Origin of the sequence: Escherichia sp. R1 (assembly GCF_003000935.1) — a bacterium.
Lineage (GTDB): Bacteria > Pseudomonadota > Gammaproteobacteria > Enterobacterales > Enterobacteriaceae > Escherichia > Escherichia coli.
On record NZ_PSRU01000006.1, the window covers coordinates 45,163 to 60,877 of the forward strand.

The window sequence follows — 15,715 nt, forward strand, 5'->3', positions numbered from 1 at the left end:
AATGCTGTTATTCTTAACCCGCTGGTGCAACACATGGTCCGCTGGCGTGTGCCGCGTGTACTGGCAGTGTCAATTTTGATGACCATCATCGTGATGGCGATGGTGTTGCTGTTAGCTTATCTGGGTTCCGCGCTCAATGAGTTGACGCGGACGTTACCGCAATATCGCAACTCTATTATGACGCCGCTGCAAGCGATTGAACCGTTGTTGCAACGCGTAGGGATTGATGTCTCAGTTGACCAGCTGGCGCATTACATTGATCCGAACGCGGCGATGACGTTGCTCACCAACTTATTGACGCAGTTATCTAATGCCATGTCATCAATATTTTTATTGCTGCTGACGGTGCTGTTTATGTTGCTCGAAGTGCCACAATTGCCCGGAAAATTTCAGCAAATGATGGCGCGTCCGGTTGAAGGGATGGCGGCGATTCAGCGTGCGATTGACAGTGTGTCTCATTATCTGGTGCTGAAAACAGCCATCAGCATCATCACCGGCCTGGTCGCCTGGGCGATGCTCGCCGCACTCGATGTTCGCTTCGCTTTTGTCTGGGGATTGCTGGCCTTTGCGCTTAATTACATCCCGAATATTGGTTCAGTTCTCGCGGCAATCCCCCCTATCGCTCAGGTACTGGTGTTTAATGGCTTCTACGAAGCGTTGCTGGTGCTGGCGGGATATCTGCTGATTAATCTGGTCTTCGGCAATATTCTGGAGCCGCGCATCATGGGACGTGGGCTGGGGCTTTCCACATTGGTGGTATTTTTGTAGTTGATTTTTTGGGGATGGTTGTTAGGACCGGTGGGTATGCTGCTTTCCGTGCCGTTGACAATTATTGTCAAAATTGCGCTTGAACAAACAGCGGGAGGTCAAAGCATCGCCGTTCTGTTAAGCGATCTCAATAAAGAGTGACGGCCTCCGCAGAGGCCGTCAGGGTTACAGAGCTTTCAGGATTGCATCCACGCTGGCTTTGGCGTCACCAAACAGCATGTGGGTGTTTTCCTTGAAGAACAGCGGGTTTTGCACACCAGCATAGCCAGTGTTCATCGAACGTTTAAAGACAATCACGTTCTGCGCTTTCCACACTTCCAGCACAGGCATACCAGCAATCGGACTCTTCGGATCATCCTGCGCCGCCGGGTTAACCGTATCGTTAGCACCAATCACCAGTACGGTATCGGTATCAGCAAAGTCATCGTTGATCTCGTCCATTTCCAGCACGATGTCATACGGTACTTTTGCTTCAGCCAGCAATACGTTCATATGTCCAGGCAAACGCCCCGCAACCGGGTGGATACCGAAACGCACGTTGATACCACGAGCGCGCAGTTTCTCGGTAATTTCAGCGACAGGATATTGCGCCTGCGCGACTGCCATGCCGTACCCCGGAGTAATGATCACTGAATGGGAGTTTTTCAGCAGTTCCGCTGTCTCTTCTGCGGTGATTTCGCGGTGCTCGCCCACTTCCTGATCATCACCAGTAGAAGAGCCGTCGGTGCCGAAACCACCCGCAATAACGCTGATAAAGGAACGGTTCATCGCCTTACACATAATGTAAGAAAGGATAGCGCCCGAAGAACCGACCAGCGCACCGGTCACAATCAGCAGGTCGTTGCTAAGCATAAAGCCCGCAGCCGCAGCCGCCCAGCCGGAGTACGAGTTCAGCATCGACACCACCACTGGCATATCTGCACCACCGATGGAGGCGACTAAATGCCAGCCGAATACCAGCGCAATGGCGGTCATTATCAGCAATGCCAGCACTTGCAGGCCGACGCTGTCCGTGCGAACAAATACAATCAGCAACAGGAAGGAAACGACCAGAGCCGCCAGGTTCATTTTGTGACGGTTTGGCAGCATCAACGGTTTAGACGAAATCTTGCCACACAGTTTGCCGAACGCCACCACCGACCCCGTAAACGTTACCGCCCCGATGAAGATACCGAGGAACACTTCCGTCAGGTGAATATTGACCAGAATCGGTGCCATTCCCGCGTCATGATGCAGATAGCTGTTAAAACCAACCAGCACTGCCGCCAGACCCACGAAGCTATGCAGGATCGCCACCAGTTCTGGCATTTCGGTCATTTCAACTTTCTTCGCCAGACGGATACCAATTGCCCCACCAATAACCATCGCCAGCAAGATCCAGCCAACATTACCCGTATCCGGTCCAAAAATGGTTGCGATTAACGCAATCGCCATACCGGCGATACCGAAATTGTTACCCTGGCGAGACGTTTCATGTTTCGAAAGCCCGGCCAGACTGAAGATAAACAGGATCGCGGCAACAATGTATGCAGCTGTAACTAATCCTCCAGACATATGTTACCCCTTAATTTTTGCGGAACATTTTCAGCATGCGCTGAGTCACGGTGAAGCCACCGAAAATATTAATGCTGGCTATAAGCACCGCGATAAAACTAAGGAAGCTAACCCAGCCGCCCTGGCCAATCTGCAACAGTGCTCCGACAACAATAATCCCTGAAATCGCGTTGGTGACCGACATCAACGGTGTATGCAGCGCGTGCGATACATTCCACACCACGTAATAACCGACAACGCAGGCCAGCGCGAACACAGTGAAGTGTCCAAGGAACTCTTTTGGCGCAACGCTTGCCATCCAGCCGAAAAGGATGATTGCCAACGCCATCAACGCGTATTTACGCCACGGTGAGCAGGCACATTTTTCCTCAGTTTTCACTTCCGGTGCCGCTTTTTGTGCCGCCTGCGGCTGAGCTGATACCTGAATCGGCGGTGCCGGCCAGGTAATTTCGCCCGCACGGATCACGGTCACGCCACGAATCACCACATCATCAAAATCCACAGTGATGTTGCCGTCTTTCTCTTTGCACAACAGTTTCAGCAGATTAACGAGGTTAGTGCCGTAAAGCTGTGAGGATTGCGTCGGCAGACGGCCCGGAAGATCGGTGTAACCAATTACTTTGACACCATTTTCCGTAGTGAAGATTTCACCCGGCACGGTGTATTCACAGTTGCCGCCGTTTTGGGCTGCCAGGTCGACAATCACACTGCCCGCCTTCATGGAGTCAACCATTTCACGGGTAATTAGCTTCGGCGCTGGTTTGCCTGGAATAAGCGCGGTGGTGACAATGATATCGACCTCTTTTGCCTGGGCGGCAAAGAGTTCCATTTCCGCTTTGATGAACGCGTCCGACATCACTTTGGCATAGCCATCGCCGCTGCCCGCTTCCTCTTTAAAATCCAGCTCGAGGAATTCTGCGCCCATACTTTGAACTTGTTCTTTCACTTCCGGGCGGGTGTCGAATGCACGCACAATCGCGCCGAGACTGTTTGCTGCGCCAATGGCGGCCAGACCTGCGACACCGGCACCAATCACCATCACTTTTGCCGGTGGCACTTTCCCGGCCGCAGTGATTTGTCCGGTAAAGAAGCGCCCAAATTCATGTGCAGCTTCAACAATGGCGCGATAACCGGCGATATTCGCCATCGAGCTTAGTGCGTCCAGCGATTGTGCGCGTGAGATACGCGGCACAGAGTCCATCGCCATCACGGTCACGTTACGTTCCGCAAGTTTTTGCATTAATTCCGGATTCTGCGCAGGCCAGATAAAACTCACCAACGTTGTCCCAGGATTCAGTAACGCAATTTCATCATCTAACGGCGCATTGACCTTCAGAATGATCTCTGACTGCCAGACGCTATTCCCTTCTACAATTTCAGCGCCCGCTTGCACAAACGCTTTATCGTCAAAACTTGCCAGTTGACCCGCGCCGCTCTCTACCGCGACGGTAAAACCCAGTTTCAGCAGCTGTTCCACTGTTTTTGGTGTTGCTGCAACACGGGTTTCATTGGTTAACCGTTCTCTTGGTATGCCAATTCGCATGATATTCCCTTCCATCGGTTTTATTGATGATGGTTTGCCTGTGTCAGGAGCCACACAAGCCGCTCATGTACGAGCTAAATGTTACTCCGTTAAAATAAATTAGTAACAAACGCCCTATAACGTACTGAAAATTATGCCTGTGATCTAGCGCCAAAAATCAGTATTTCGGCGTGAACTCGCAAAATATTAACGATTCAGCCGTGATAGTGGGATAAACACCTTAGAACGCCGGATAAAGACTGATAATTGTCTTCGGCGGCCGGGTAAAACGAGACATCGCCCCGGCACAAATCACTACTTAACATTAAATTAACTTATACAATTCAGTTGCTTCAGTAGTATTGATGGTGATACGGCTGTTTTTTAAGCATAGACGGTCATTTGAGCAGAATTAAAATTGGTTTAAGGAATGTGATATGAAAAATGACGCAGACAGTTACACCGTTTAAATGCAATAATCAGCCACGTTTCTCGTTAATAACAATACCAGTACCTGGTTTGCGCAAGGCGAAGGATTATTTTTATGAAGCTTAAGAACACCCTCCTGGCGTCGGCACTGCTTTCTGCTACGGCATTCTCCGTTAACGCAGCAACAGAACTGACACCGGAGCAAGCGGCAGCGGTTAAACCTTTTGACCGTGTAGTGGTTACCGGTCGTTTTAATGCTATTGGCGAAGCGGTGAAAGCCGTTTCTCGTCGCGCAGATAAAGAAGGTGCCGCCTCTTTTTATGTTGTCGACACTTCTGATTTTGGTAACAGCGGTAACTGGCGTGTGGTCGCTGACCTCTATAAAGCCGATGCTGAAAAAGCAGAAGAAACAAGTAATCGCGTAATTAACGGTGTTGTCGAACTGCCGAAAGATCAGGCTGTTCTGATTGAACCGTTTGACACGGTCACCGTCCAGGGCTTCTATCGTAGCCAGCCAGAAGTCAATGATGCCATCACCAAAGCGGCAAAAGCGAAAGGTGCCTACTCTTTCTACATTGTTCGTCAAATCGATGCCAACCAGGGCGGTAACCAGCGTATTACTGCATTCATCTATAAAAAAGATGCTAAGAAACGTATCATCCAGAGCCCGGATGTAATCCCGGCAGATTCCGAAGCAGGACGTGCAGCTCTGGCTGCCGGTGGCGAAGCCGCGAAGAAAGTTGAGATCCCGGGTGTTGCGACTACCGCATCACCAAGTTCTGAAGTCGGTCGCTTCTTTGAAACCCAGTCATCAAAAGGCGGGCGTTACACCGTCACGCTCCCGGATGGCACTAAAGTCGAAGAACTGAACAAAGCGACAGCAGCGATGATGGTCCCGTTCGACAGCATCAAATTCTCTGGCAACTACGGCAACATGACCGAAGTCTCCTATCAGGTTGCGAAACGTGCCGCGAAGAAAGGTGCTAAGTATTACCACATCACCCGCCAGTGGCAGGAACGTGGTAATAACCTGACCGTCAGCGCAGATCTGTATAAATAACTATTCAGTTACTCCTATAAGGCGGCTTGATGCCGCCTTTCGCATTTTTAGTCATAAATTTCCCTGCGACCATTGCATGCAGACACATCTCTTCGTAAAATCCCGCGCTTCAGTGGCAAACTCCATTTTTATGCGTTTTGCCCTAATATTTATTCTTCTTGTCACGTTTTAATCACTGGATATCGATGGAAAAGAAACTGGGACTGAGCGCACTCACCGCGCTGGTATTAAGCTCAATGCTGGGCGCGGGTGTTTTCAGTCTGCCGCAAAATATGGCGGCAGTTGCCAGCCCGGCAGCACTGCTCATCGGCTGGGGTATTACTGGCGCTGGCATTTTATTGCTGGCCTTTGCCATGCTGATCCTCACGCGCATTCGCCCCGAACTTGACGGCGGTATCTTTACCTATGCCCGCGAAGGGTTTGGCGAGCTAATCGGCTTTTGTTCCGCATGGGGATACTGGCTGTGCGCGGTCATCGCCAACGTCTCCTATCTGGTGATCGTTTTTTCCGCGTTAAGCTTTTTTACGGACACGCCGGAATTGCGCCTGTTTGGCGATGGTAATACCTGGCAATCGATCGTCGGTGCATCGGCTTTATTGTGGATTGTTCACTTTTTGATCCTGCGCGGGGTGCAAACCGCTGCCAGCATTAACCTTGTGGCGACACTGGCAAAATTGTTGCCGTTGGGTCTGTTTGTTGTGCTGGCGATAATGATGTTCAAACTGGATACCTTCAAGCTCGACTTCACCGGACTTGCACTTGGCGTACCCGTGTGGGAACAGGTGAAAAACACCATGCTGATCACCCTGTGGGTTTTCATTGGTGTGGAAGGTGCCGTGGTTGTTTCTGCGCGTGCGCGTAATAAGCGTGATGTTGGCAAAGCGACACTGCTGGCGGTTCTCTCCGCTCTGGGCGTTTATTTGCTGGTAACGCTGCTTTCGCTGGGCGTGGTGGCACGTCCTGAACTGGCTGAAATTCGTAACCCGTCAATGGCCGGTCTGATGGTGGAAATGATGGGACCGTGGGGCGAAATCATCATCGCTGCCGGTTTGATCGTTTCCGTTTGCGGCGCGTACTTAAGCTGGACCATCATGGCAGCAGAAGTTCCGTTCCTTGCAGCCACTCATAAAGCATTCCCGCGCATTTTTGCACGCCAGAACGCACAAGCTGCGCCATCCGCTTCACTGTGGCTGACCAACATCTGCGTGCAAATTTGTCTGGTGCTCATCTGGCTGACCGGTTCCGATTACAACACATTGCTGACCATCGCCTCAGAAATGATTCTGGTGCCCTATTTCCTGGTCGGCGCGTTCTTGCTGAAAATCGCAACCCGTCCACTGCATAAGGCGGTAGGTGTCGGTGCCTGCATTTATGGCTTATGGTTACTGTACGCCTCTGGTCCAATGCACTTGCTGTTATCCGTTGTTCTGTATGCGCCGGGGCTACTGGTTTTCCTGTACGCGCGTAAAACGCATACACATGATAATGTACTGAACCGTCAGGAAATGGTGCTGATTGGCATGCTGTTAATTGCCTCAGTTCCGGCGACCTGGATGCTGGTGGGATAACGTTCATCCCATCGTTGGATAGCAAAGGAGATAACGATGGGTAAAACCCAGTCCTTGCCAATATTAATTACTGGCGGAGGTCGCCGCATCGGCCTCGCCCTCGCATGGCATTTCATTAATCAAAAGCAACCGGTGATTGTCAGCTATCGGACGCACTATCCCACCATTGATGGACTGATTAAGGCAGGTGCGCAGTGTATTCAGGCTGATTTTTCGACCAACGACGGTGTGATGGCGTTTGCCGATGAAGTACTAAAAAGCACCCATGGTCTGCGTGCTATTTTGCATAACGCCAGCGCGTGGATGGCGGAAAAACCGGGAGCGCCACTGACCGACGTACTGGCTTGCATGATGCAGATCCACGTTAATACCCCATACCTGCTCAACCATGCTCTGGAAAGATTACTGCGTGGGCACGGACACGCCGCCAGCGATATCATTCACTTTACCGATTATGTGGTGGAGCGCGGTAGCGACAAACATATTGCCTATGCTGCAAGCAAAGCGGCACTGGATAATATGACCCGCTCGTTTGCCCGCAAGCTGGCACCGGAAGTGAAAGTGAATTCTATTGCGCCATCGCTGATCCTGTTTAATGAACATGATGATGCCGAATATCGACAACAGGCGCTGAATAAATCACTGATGAAAACCGCGCCTGGCGAGAAAGAAGTGATCGACCTGGTCGATTACTTACTTACCAGCTGCTTTGTCACCGGACGCAGTCTCCCACTTGATGGCGGTCGTCATCTGCGTTAATGCAGCTTAATCCAGCATATAATCAACACCCATGCGCTTATTCCCCAGCACGCAACAGAGCCAACAAAAGCAGCGGGCAAGCGCATCATTCCGGTGAAATACCATAGGGACGCCAGGTAAACAAAATAGGGAATAATCGACCACATACTAAAAATGATGGTTGCGCGTAAGGCTTCAATGCCGCGTTCGCTGGCAACAATATAATGCGCGATAAGCGCAAAGGTCGGGAAAAGTGGAATCAGCCCGGCGATATAATAATTTTTCGTTTTTGCTAAAACACCAATCAACAGCACTACCAGCGCACCGAGCGCGGCTTTGATTACCAGCCCCATCTTTTTACCTTAACACTTCCATAACAAGTCATTAGTAGAATACCTGATGAAACCTTGTTTAGAAACGATTGATAGTAAGTAAAAACAGTGCGGTGTATTGTGACGTTTTTATATCTACCGTGAATGTTATGAACACTATCGTATTTGTGGAAGATGATGCGGAAGTCGGTGCACTGATTGCCGCATACCTGGCAAAACATGATATGCAGGTTACCGTAGAGCCGCGCGGCGACCGGGCCGAAGAAACTATTCTGCGAGAAAATCCGGATTTGGTGTTACTCGACATCATGCTACCAGGCAAGGACGGCATGACCATTTGTCGTGATTTACGCGCAAAGTGGTCCGGACCGATTGTTCTTCTAACCTCTCTCGATAGCGATATGAACCACATCCTGGCACTGGAAATGGGTGCCTGCGACTATATTCTCAAAACGACGCCCCCTGCTGTTTTGCTAGCGCGTTTACGTTTGCATTTGCGTCAGAATGAGCAAGCCACAGTGACCAAAGGTATTCAGGAAACGTCTCTGACTCCCTACAAAGCCCTGCATTTCGGCACGTTGACCATCGATCCCATCAACCGCGTAGTCACCCTGGCTAACACTGAAATCTCGCTCTCGACAGCTGATTTCGAATTATTGTGGGAATTAGCTACCCATGCCGGGCAAATCATGGACCGCGATGCATTGCTGAAAAATTTACGCGGCGTCAGTTATGACGGACTGGATCGTAGCGTGGACGTGGCTATTTCGCGGTTAAGAAAAAAACTGCTCGATAACGCCGCAGAACCTTATCGTATTAAAACCGTGCGTAACAAAGGCTATCTTTTTGCGCCTCATGCGTGGGAATAAGCGATGAAAAAACTGTTTATCCAGTTTTACCTGTTATTGTTTGTCTGCTTCCTTGTGATGTCTCTGCTGGTCGGGCTGGTGTACAAATTTACCGCCGAACGCGCAGGCAAACAGTCGCTGGATGATTTGATGAACAGTTCGCTGTATCTGATGCGCAGCGAATTGCGTGAGATCCCCCCACACGACTGGGGTAAAACGCTGAAAGAGATGGATTTAAATCTCTCTTTCGATCTGCGTGTCGAGCCGCTGAGTAAATATCATCTTGATGATATTTCCATGCACCGGCTGCGTGGCGGCGAAATTGTCGCTCTGGACGATCAGTACACTTTTTTGCAACGTATCCCGCGCAGCCACTACGTGCTGGCAGTTGGTCCTGTTCCTTATCTTTATTACCTCCATCAGATGCGATTGCTGGATATCGCCCTGATCGCTTTTATTGCCATTTCCCTCGCCTTTCCGGTGTTTATCTGGATGCGTCCGCACTGGCAGGATATGTTAAAACTGGAAGCAGCGGCGCAACGATTTGGCGATGGGCATCTCAGTGAGCGTATCCACTTTGATGAAGGTTCGAGCTTTGAACGACTTGGCGTCGCATTTAACCAGATGGCGGACAATATCAACGCCTTGATTGCCAGCAAAAAACAGCTTATTGACGGTATCGCTCACGAACTGCGAACACCGTTAGTGCGCCTGCGTTATCGACTGGAGATGAGCGATAACCTGAGCGCCGCCGAATCCCAGGCGTTGAATCGCGATATCAGTCAACTTGAAGCTTTAATTGAAGAGCTGCTGACTTATGCCCGACTCGACCGCCCACAAAATGAGCTTCATCTTAGCGAACCAGACCTGCCGTTGTGGCTGTCAACGCATCTGGCAGATATTCAGGCAGTAACGCCCGATAAAACGGTACGGATAAAAACGCTCGCGCAAGGCCATTATGCGGCGTTGGATATGCGCTTAATGGAGCGCGTGCTGGATAATTTGCTCAATAACGCCCTGCGCTACTGTCACTCAACGGTTGAAATCAGCCTGCTACTGTCGGGGAATAGAGCGACATTAATTGTTGAGGATGATGGCCCAGGGATTGCCCCAGAAAACCGCGAACATATCTTTGAACCTTTTGTTCGCCTCGATCCCAGCCGGGATCGCTCAACCGGCGGCTGCGGGCTGGGGCTGGCCATTGTCCACTCTATAGCACTGGCAATGGGCGGTACGGTTAATTGTGACACCAGCGAACTGGGTGGTGCCCGCTTCTCGTTCAGCTGGCCGTTATGGCATAACATCCCGCAATTTACCTCTGCCTGACACTATGCGCACGGTGGTCAAGTCATCACCATTGTGCTATAAAATAAGGATGTTGTAACTAAAGTGGTTAATATTATGGCGCGTTACGATCTCGTAGACCGACTCAACACTACTTTTCGCCAGATGGAACAAGAGCTGGCTGCATTTGCCGCTCATCTTGAGCAACACAAGCTATTGGTTGCCCGCGTGTTCTCTTTGCCGGAGGTAAAAAAAGAGGATGAGCATAATCCGCTTAATCGTATTGAGATAAAACAACATCTCGGCAACGACGCGCAATCGCTGGCGTTGCGTCATTTTCGCCATTTATTTATTCAACAACAGTCCGAAAATCGCAGCAGCAAGGCCGCTGTCCGTCTGCCTGGCGTGTTGTGTTACCAGGTCGATAACTTTTCGCAAGCAGCGTTAGTCAGTCATATTCAGCACATCAATAAACTCAAGACCACGTTCGAGCATATCGTCACGGTTGAATCAGAACTCCCCTCCGCGGCACGTTTTGAATGGGTGCATCGTCATTTGCCGGGGCTGATTACCCTTAATGCTTACCGCACGCTCACCGTTCTGCACGACCCCGCCACTTTACGTTTTGGCTGGGCTAATAAACATATCATTAAAAATTTGCATCGTGATGAAGTCCTGGCACAGCTGGAAAAAAGCCTGAAATCACCACGCAGTGTCGCACCGTGGACGCGCGAGGAGTGGCAAAGAAAACTGGAGCGAGAATATCAGGATATCGCTGCCCTGCCACAGAACGCGAAGTTAAAAATCAAACGTCCGGTGAAGGTGCAGCCGATTGCCCGCGTCTGGTACAAAGGAGATCAAAAACAAGTACAACACGCCTGCCCTACGCCGCTGATTGCACTGATTAATAGGGATAATGGCGCGGGCGTGCCGGACGTTGGTGAGTTGTTAAATTACGATGCCGACAATGTGCAGCACCGTTATAAACCACAGGCGCAGCCGCTTCGTTTGATCATTCCACGGCTGCACCTGTATGTTGCAGATTAACCCCCGGCTTTCATACTGCCGACCATCTGTTCTGGCCGTACCCAGCGGTCAAACTCGGCTTCGCTAAGATACCCCAGCGCAAGGGCCGCAGCTTTTAAGGTCAGCCCTTCTTTATGCGCTTTTTTGGCGATCTCGGCGGCTTTGTCATAACCAATGTGGGTGTTAAGCGCAGTCACCAGCATCAGCGATTCATTGAGTAATTGATTGATTCGCTCACGATTCGGTTCAATGCCCACTGCGCAGTGTTTGTTGAAACTTTCCATGCCATCTGCCAGCAAGCGCACCGATTGCAGGAAGTTATGGATCACCATCGGACGGAAGACGTTCAGTTCAAAGTTACCGGAAGCGCCACCCATGTTGATCGCCACGTCGTTCCCCATCACCTGACAGCAGAGCATGGTTAATGCTTCACACTGTGTCGGGTTCACTTTCCCCGGCATGATTGAGCTGCCCGGCTCATTTTCCGGGATTGAGATTTCACCAATTCCGCAGCGCGGGCCAGAGGCCAGCCAGCGGACATCATTGGCAATTTTCATCAGTGACGCAGCCAACCCTTTCAATGCGCCGTGCGCCTGAACCAGGGCATCACAGGTCGCCAGCGCTTCAAATTTGTTCGGTGCGGTAACAAACGGTGCACAGGTAATGACTGCCAGTTCATCTGCTACGCGACGCGCATATTCCGGATGGGTATTTAGTCCAGTACCCACCGCTGTACCGCCCAGAGCCAGTTCCGCTACGTGAGGCAGGCTGTATTCGATATGTTTGAGATTATGCTCCAGCATCGCTACCCAGCCGGAAATCTCCTGCCCCAGCGTTAACGGCGTCGCGTCCTGCAAGTGGGTACGACCGATTTTGACGATATCGGCAAATGCGCGGGATTTTTCACTCAGCGTCTGGGTCAGGGTTTTAAGTTGTGGAATGAGTTGCTTGCGCAGCGCCAGTAGTGCCGCAACGTGCATCGCCGTCGGAAAGACATCGTTGGAACTTTGGCTTTTGTTCACGTCGTCGTTAGGGTGAACTTTACGTTCCATCCCGCGCACGCCGCCGAGTAATTCACTGGCCCGGTTAGCCAGCACTTCATTCATGTTCATGTTACTTTGCGTGCCGGAGCCGGTCTGCCAGATAGCCAGCGGGAATTCGTCGTCATGCTGTCCTGCCAGTACTTCATCCGCCGCCTGCCGAATGGCGCTCGCTTTCTCTTCAGACAACAAGCCTAAATCTTCATTAACTTTTGACGCTGCGCGCTTGGTTAGCGCCAGCGCATGAATCAGTGAGGTGGGCATTTTCTCCGTCGAAATGCGGAAATGCTCCAGCGAGCGTTGAGTTTGTGCGCCCCACAGCTTATCTGCCGGGACATCAATCGCTCCCATCGAATCTTTTTCGCTGCGTACTGTATTCATGGCCTGCTCCTCACCTGATTAATTTTTTCTTTCTGTTTTGCTTTCGCTAAGCAACTTTTAGCTCACTCATTATTTACCATTTGATAACAAACGTTTGGTCTTTCGTGCCATGTAAAAAAACCGCCCCGAAGGGCGGCTCTGTTTATTTCACACAGCGGGTGCATTGTGTGAGTTGTATCTGCTGGAAGAAGTCATTCCCTTTATCATCCACAAGGATAAACGCCGGGAAATCTTCCACTTCAATTTTCCAGATGGCTTCCATTCCCAGTTCCGGATATTCAACACATTCCAGGCTCTTAATACTTCCCTGCGCCAATACAGCTGCCGGACCACCGATACTGCCGAGGTAGAAGCCGCCGTGTTTTTTACAAGCATCCGTCACCTGCTGGCTGCGATTACCTTTCGCCAGCATGATCATACTTCCGCCCTGCGCTTGCAATTGATCGACATAAGAATCCATCCGGCCAGCGGTCGTTGGGCCAAGAGAACCGGAGGCATAACCTTCCGGCGTTTTGGCCGGACCCGCGTAGTAAATCGGATGATCTTTAATATACTGCGGCAGCCCTTCACCGTTATCCATCCGCTCTTTCAGTTTGGCGTGAGCAATATCACGACCGACGATAATCGTGCCGTTAAGCGATAAGCGTGTAGAAACGGGATACTGCGACAACTGTGCGAGGATCTCTTTCATCGGACGGTTAAGGTCAACGCGCACCGCTTCGCCTTCTCCTGCTTTGCGCAGCTCTTCCGGGATATATTTGCCTGGATTATGTTCCAGTTTTTCGATCCAGATCCCCTGACGGTTGATCTTCGCTTTGATATTACGGTCAGCAGAACAGGAGACGCCCATACCGACCGGGCAGGATGCGCCGTGACGTGGCAGGCGAATCACGCGGATGTCATGAGCGAAGTATTTACCACCAAACTGCGCACCCAGACCAAGATTTTGCGCTTCGATCAGCAATTCTTTTTCCAGTTCCACATCGCGGAACGCCTGACCGTGCTCATTCCCTTCCGTTGGCAGTTCATCATAGTACTTAGCGGAAGCGAGTTTCACCGTTTTAAGATTCGTTTCTGCAGAAGTTCCACCAATAACGAACGCAATATGATACGGAGGACAGGCCGCCGTACCCAGCGTGCGCATCTTCTCAACCAGGTAATTTTTCAGTTTTCCCGGCGTCAGTAACGCTTTGGTTTCCTGATAGAGATACGTCTTGTTTGCCGAACCGCCACCTTTGGCGATACAGAGGAATTTGTACTCGTCGCCATCAACGGCATAAAGATCGATCTGCGCTGGCAAGTTGGTGCCGGTATTCACCTCTTTATACATATCCAGCGGCGCGTTTTGCGAGTAGCGCAGATTATCTTCGATATAAGTGTTATAGACACCGCGTGCCAGCGCCGCTTCATCACCGCCACCGGTCCATACACGCTGCCCTTTTTTACCAACAATAATCGCGGTGCCGGTATCCTGACAGGTTGGCAGAACGCCTTTCGCCGCGATATCGGAGTTGCGCAGGAATTGCAGCGCCACATATTTATCATTTTCGCTGGCTTCCGGGTCACGCAGAATGTCGGCCACCTGTTGTTGGTGAGCCGGACGCAGCATAAATGACGCATCATGAAACGCCTGACGCGCCAACAAAGTTAACGCTTCGGGTGCGACTTTCAAAATCTCCTGCCCTTCAAATTCAGATACGCTAACGTGTTCGCTGGTTAGCAGGTAATACTCAGTATCATCTTTTTTGAGTGGAAAAGGAGCCTGATAATGAAAGGGTTTGTTTGACATTGTTCTCTCACTTACTGCCTGGTTTGGTTATGCTCTGGGCGGGTGTTCCGTTGCCCTGTTAAAAGCGAGTAACAATATCCTACACACTTTTTTAACAAAAACTGAGACTAGTACGACTTTTTGCGGCTCCAGGTTACTTCCCGTAGGATTCTTGCTTTAATAGCGGGATTAATTTCCACATTAAAACAGGGATTGATCATGCAAAAACTCATTAACTCAGTGCAAAACTATGCCTGGGGCAGCAAAACGGCGTTGACTGAACTTTATGGTATGGAAAATCCGTCCAGCCAGCCGATGGCCGAGCTGTGGATGGGCGCACATCCAAAAAGCAGTTCACGAGTGCAGAATGCCGCCGGAGATATCGTTTCACTGCGTGATGTGATTGAGAGTGATAAATCGACTCTGCTCGGAGAGGCCGTTGCCAAACGCTTTGGCGAACTGCCTTTCCTGTTCAAAGTATTATGCGCAGCACAGCCGCTCTCCATTCAGGTTCATCCAAACAAACGCAATTCTGAAATCGGTTTTGCCAAAGAAAATGCCGCAGGTATTCCGATGGATGCCGCCGAGCGTAACTATAAAGATCCTAACCACAAGCCGGAGCTGGTTTTTGCGCTGACGCCTTTCCTTGCGATGAACGCGTTTCGTGAATTTTCCGAGATTGTCTCCCTACTCCAGCCAGTCGCAGGTGCACATCCGGCGATTGCTCACTTTTTACAACAGCCTGATGCCGAACGTTTAAGCGAACTGTTCGCCAGCCTGCTGAATATGCAGGGGGAAGAAAAATCCCGCGCGCTGGCGATTTTAAAATCGGCCCTTGACAGCCAGCAGGGTGAACCGTGGCAAACGATTCGTTTAATTTCTGAATTTTACCCGGATGACAGCGGTCTGTTCTCCCCGCTGTTGCTGAATGTGGTGAAATTGAATCCTGGCGAAGCGATGTTCCTGTTCGCTGAAACGCCGCACGCTTACCTGCAAGGCGTGGCGCTGGAAGTGATGGCGAACTCCGATAACGTGCTGCGTGCGGGTCTGACGCCTAAATATATTGATATTCCGGAACTGGTTGCCAATGTGAAGTTCGAAGCCAAACCGGCTAACCAGTTGTTGACCCAGCCGGTGAAACAAGGTGCAGAACTGGACTTCCCGATTCCTGTTGATGATTTTGCCTTCTCGCTGCATGACCTTAGTGATAAAGAAACCACCATCAGCCAGCAGAGTGCCGCCATTTTGTTCTGCGTCGAAGGCGATGCAACGCTGTGTAAAGGTTCTCAGCAGTTACAGCTTAAACCGGGTGAATCAGCGTTTATTGCCGCCAACGAATCACCGGTGACTGTCAAAGGCCACGGCCGTTTAGCGCGTGTTTACAACAAGCTGTAAGA

12 protein-coding genes and 1 pseudogene are annotated in these 15,715 nt (G+C 50.7%); 8 read left to right on the forward strand and 5 right to left on the reverse strand.

The window, feature by feature from the left end; all coding sequences use genetic code 11:
- Nucleotides 1-3: 3 nt before the first annotated feature.
- Nucleotides 4-909: pseudogene (gene tqsA, locus C4F37_RS09110) on the forward strand (AI-2 transporter TqsA); the annotation flags it as partial.
- Nucleotides 910-933: 24 nt separating this feature from the next.
- On the opposite strand, the gene pntB reads toward tqsA, so the two are convergent.
- Together pntB and pntA are read right to left on the reverse strand one after the other, a co-directional pair.
- The gene (pntB, locus tag C4F37_RS09115) at nt 934-2,322 is read right to left on the reverse strand and encodes a Re/Si-specific NAD(P)(+) transhydrogenase subunit beta (protein ID WP_000014036.1); all 1,389 of its coding nucleotides are present in this window, start codon (nt 2,320-2,322) and stop codon (nt 934-936) included.
- 10 nt (nt 2,323-2,332) lie between these two features.
- Nucleotides 2,333-3,865, reverse strand: coding sequence for a Re/Si-specific NAD(P)(+) transhydrogenase subunit alpha (gene pntA, locus C4F37_RS09120; protein ID WP_001298661.1), 1,533 nt, complete (start codon nt 3,863-3,865; stop codon nt 2,333-2,335).
- A 523-nt stretch (nt 3,866-4,388) separates the two neighbouring features.
- On the opposite strand from pntA, the gene ydgH reads away from it, so the two are divergent.
- The 3 genes from ydgH to folM all read left to right on the forward strand — a co-directional run bounded on the left by ydgH (nt 4,389) and on the right by folM (nt 7,660).
- Complete coding sequence (ydgH, locus tag C4F37_RS09125; RefSeq protein ID WP_000769318.1) at nt 4,389-5,333, forward strand: DUF1471 family protein YdgH; 945 nt, start codon at nt 4,389-4,391, stop codon at nt 5,331-5,333.
- 185 nt (nt 5,334-5,518) lie between these two features.
- Nucleotides 5,519-6,901, forward strand: a complete 1,383-nt coding sequence (locus tag C4F37_RS09135; protein ID WP_000412374.1) for an amino acid permease — start codon at nt 5,519-5,521, stop codon at nt 6,899-6,901.
- Nucleotides 6,902-6,937: 36 nt separating this feature from the next.
- Nucleotides 6,938-7,660 carry a dihydromonapterin reductase gene (gene folM, locus C4F37_RS09140; RefSeq protein WP_000520815.1) on the forward strand — a complete coding sequence of 241 codons (723 nt, stop codon included), beginning with the start codon at nt 6,938-6,940 and terminating at the stop codon, nt 7,658-7,660.
- Here folM and C4F37_RS09145 read toward each other — a convergent pair.
- The gene (locus C4F37_RS09145; RefSeq protein WP_000524861.1) at nt 7,657-7,992 is read right to left on the reverse strand and encodes a GlpM family protein; all 336 of its coding nucleotides are present in this window, start codon (nt 7,990-7,992) and stop codon (nt 7,657-7,659) included. The two genes, folM and C4F37_RS09145, sit on opposite strands and share 4 nt — an antisense overlap.
- A 128-nt stretch (nt 7,993-8,120) precedes the next feature.
- Between C4F37_RS09145 and rstA the strand changes: the two genes are divergently transcribed.
- The 3 genes from rstA to tus all read left to right on the forward strand — a co-directional run bounded on the left by rstA (nt 8,121) and on the right by tus (nt 11,150).
- Entirely contained in the window at nt 8,121-8,840 is a 720-nt protein-coding gene (gene rstA / locus C4F37_RS09150) for a two-component system response regulator RstA (RefSeq protein ID WP_001298660.1), read from the forward strand.
- Nucleotides 8,841-8,843: 3 nt separating this feature from the next.
- Entirely contained in the window at nt 8,844-10,145 is a 1,302-nt protein-coding gene (gene rstB, locus C4F37_RS09155) for a two-component system sensor histidine kinase RstB (protein WP_001538783.1), read from the forward strand.
- A gap of 75 nt (nt 10,146-10,220) precedes the next feature.
- The gene (gene tus, locus C4F37_RS09160) at nt 10,221-11,150 is read left to right on the forward strand and encodes a DNA replication terminus site-binding protein (protein ID WP_001538784.1); all 930 of its coding nucleotides are present in this window, start codon (nt 10,221-10,223) and stop codon (nt 11,148-11,150) included.
- On the opposite strand, the gene fumC is transcribed toward tus, so the two are convergent.
- Nucleotides 11,147-12,550 (reverse strand): class II fumarate hydratase, encoded by a 1,404-nt coding sequence (fumC, locus tag C4F37_RS09165; RefSeq protein WP_001538785.1) that lies wholly within the window; start codon nt 12,548-12,550, stop codon nt 11,147-11,149. The genes tus and fumC overlap by 4 nt on opposite strands.
- Before the next feature lie 142 nt (nt 12,551-12,692).
- Entirely contained in the window at nt 12,693-14,339 is a 1,647-nt protein-coding gene (gene fumB, locus C4F37_RS09170) for a class I fumarate hydratase (protein ID WP_000066639.1), read from the reverse strand.
- 198 nt (nt 14,340-14,537) lie between these two features.
- Between fumB and manA the strand changes: the two genes are divergently transcribed.
- Nucleotides 14,538-15,713 carry a mannose-6-phosphate isomerase gene (gene manA, locus C4F37_RS09175; RefSeq protein ID WP_001170679.1) on the forward strand — a complete coding sequence of 392 codons (1,176 nt, stop codon included), beginning with the start codon at nt 14,538-14,540 and terminating at the stop codon, nt 15,711-15,713.
- The last annotated feature ends 2 nt before the right edge of the window (nt 15,714-15,715 follow it).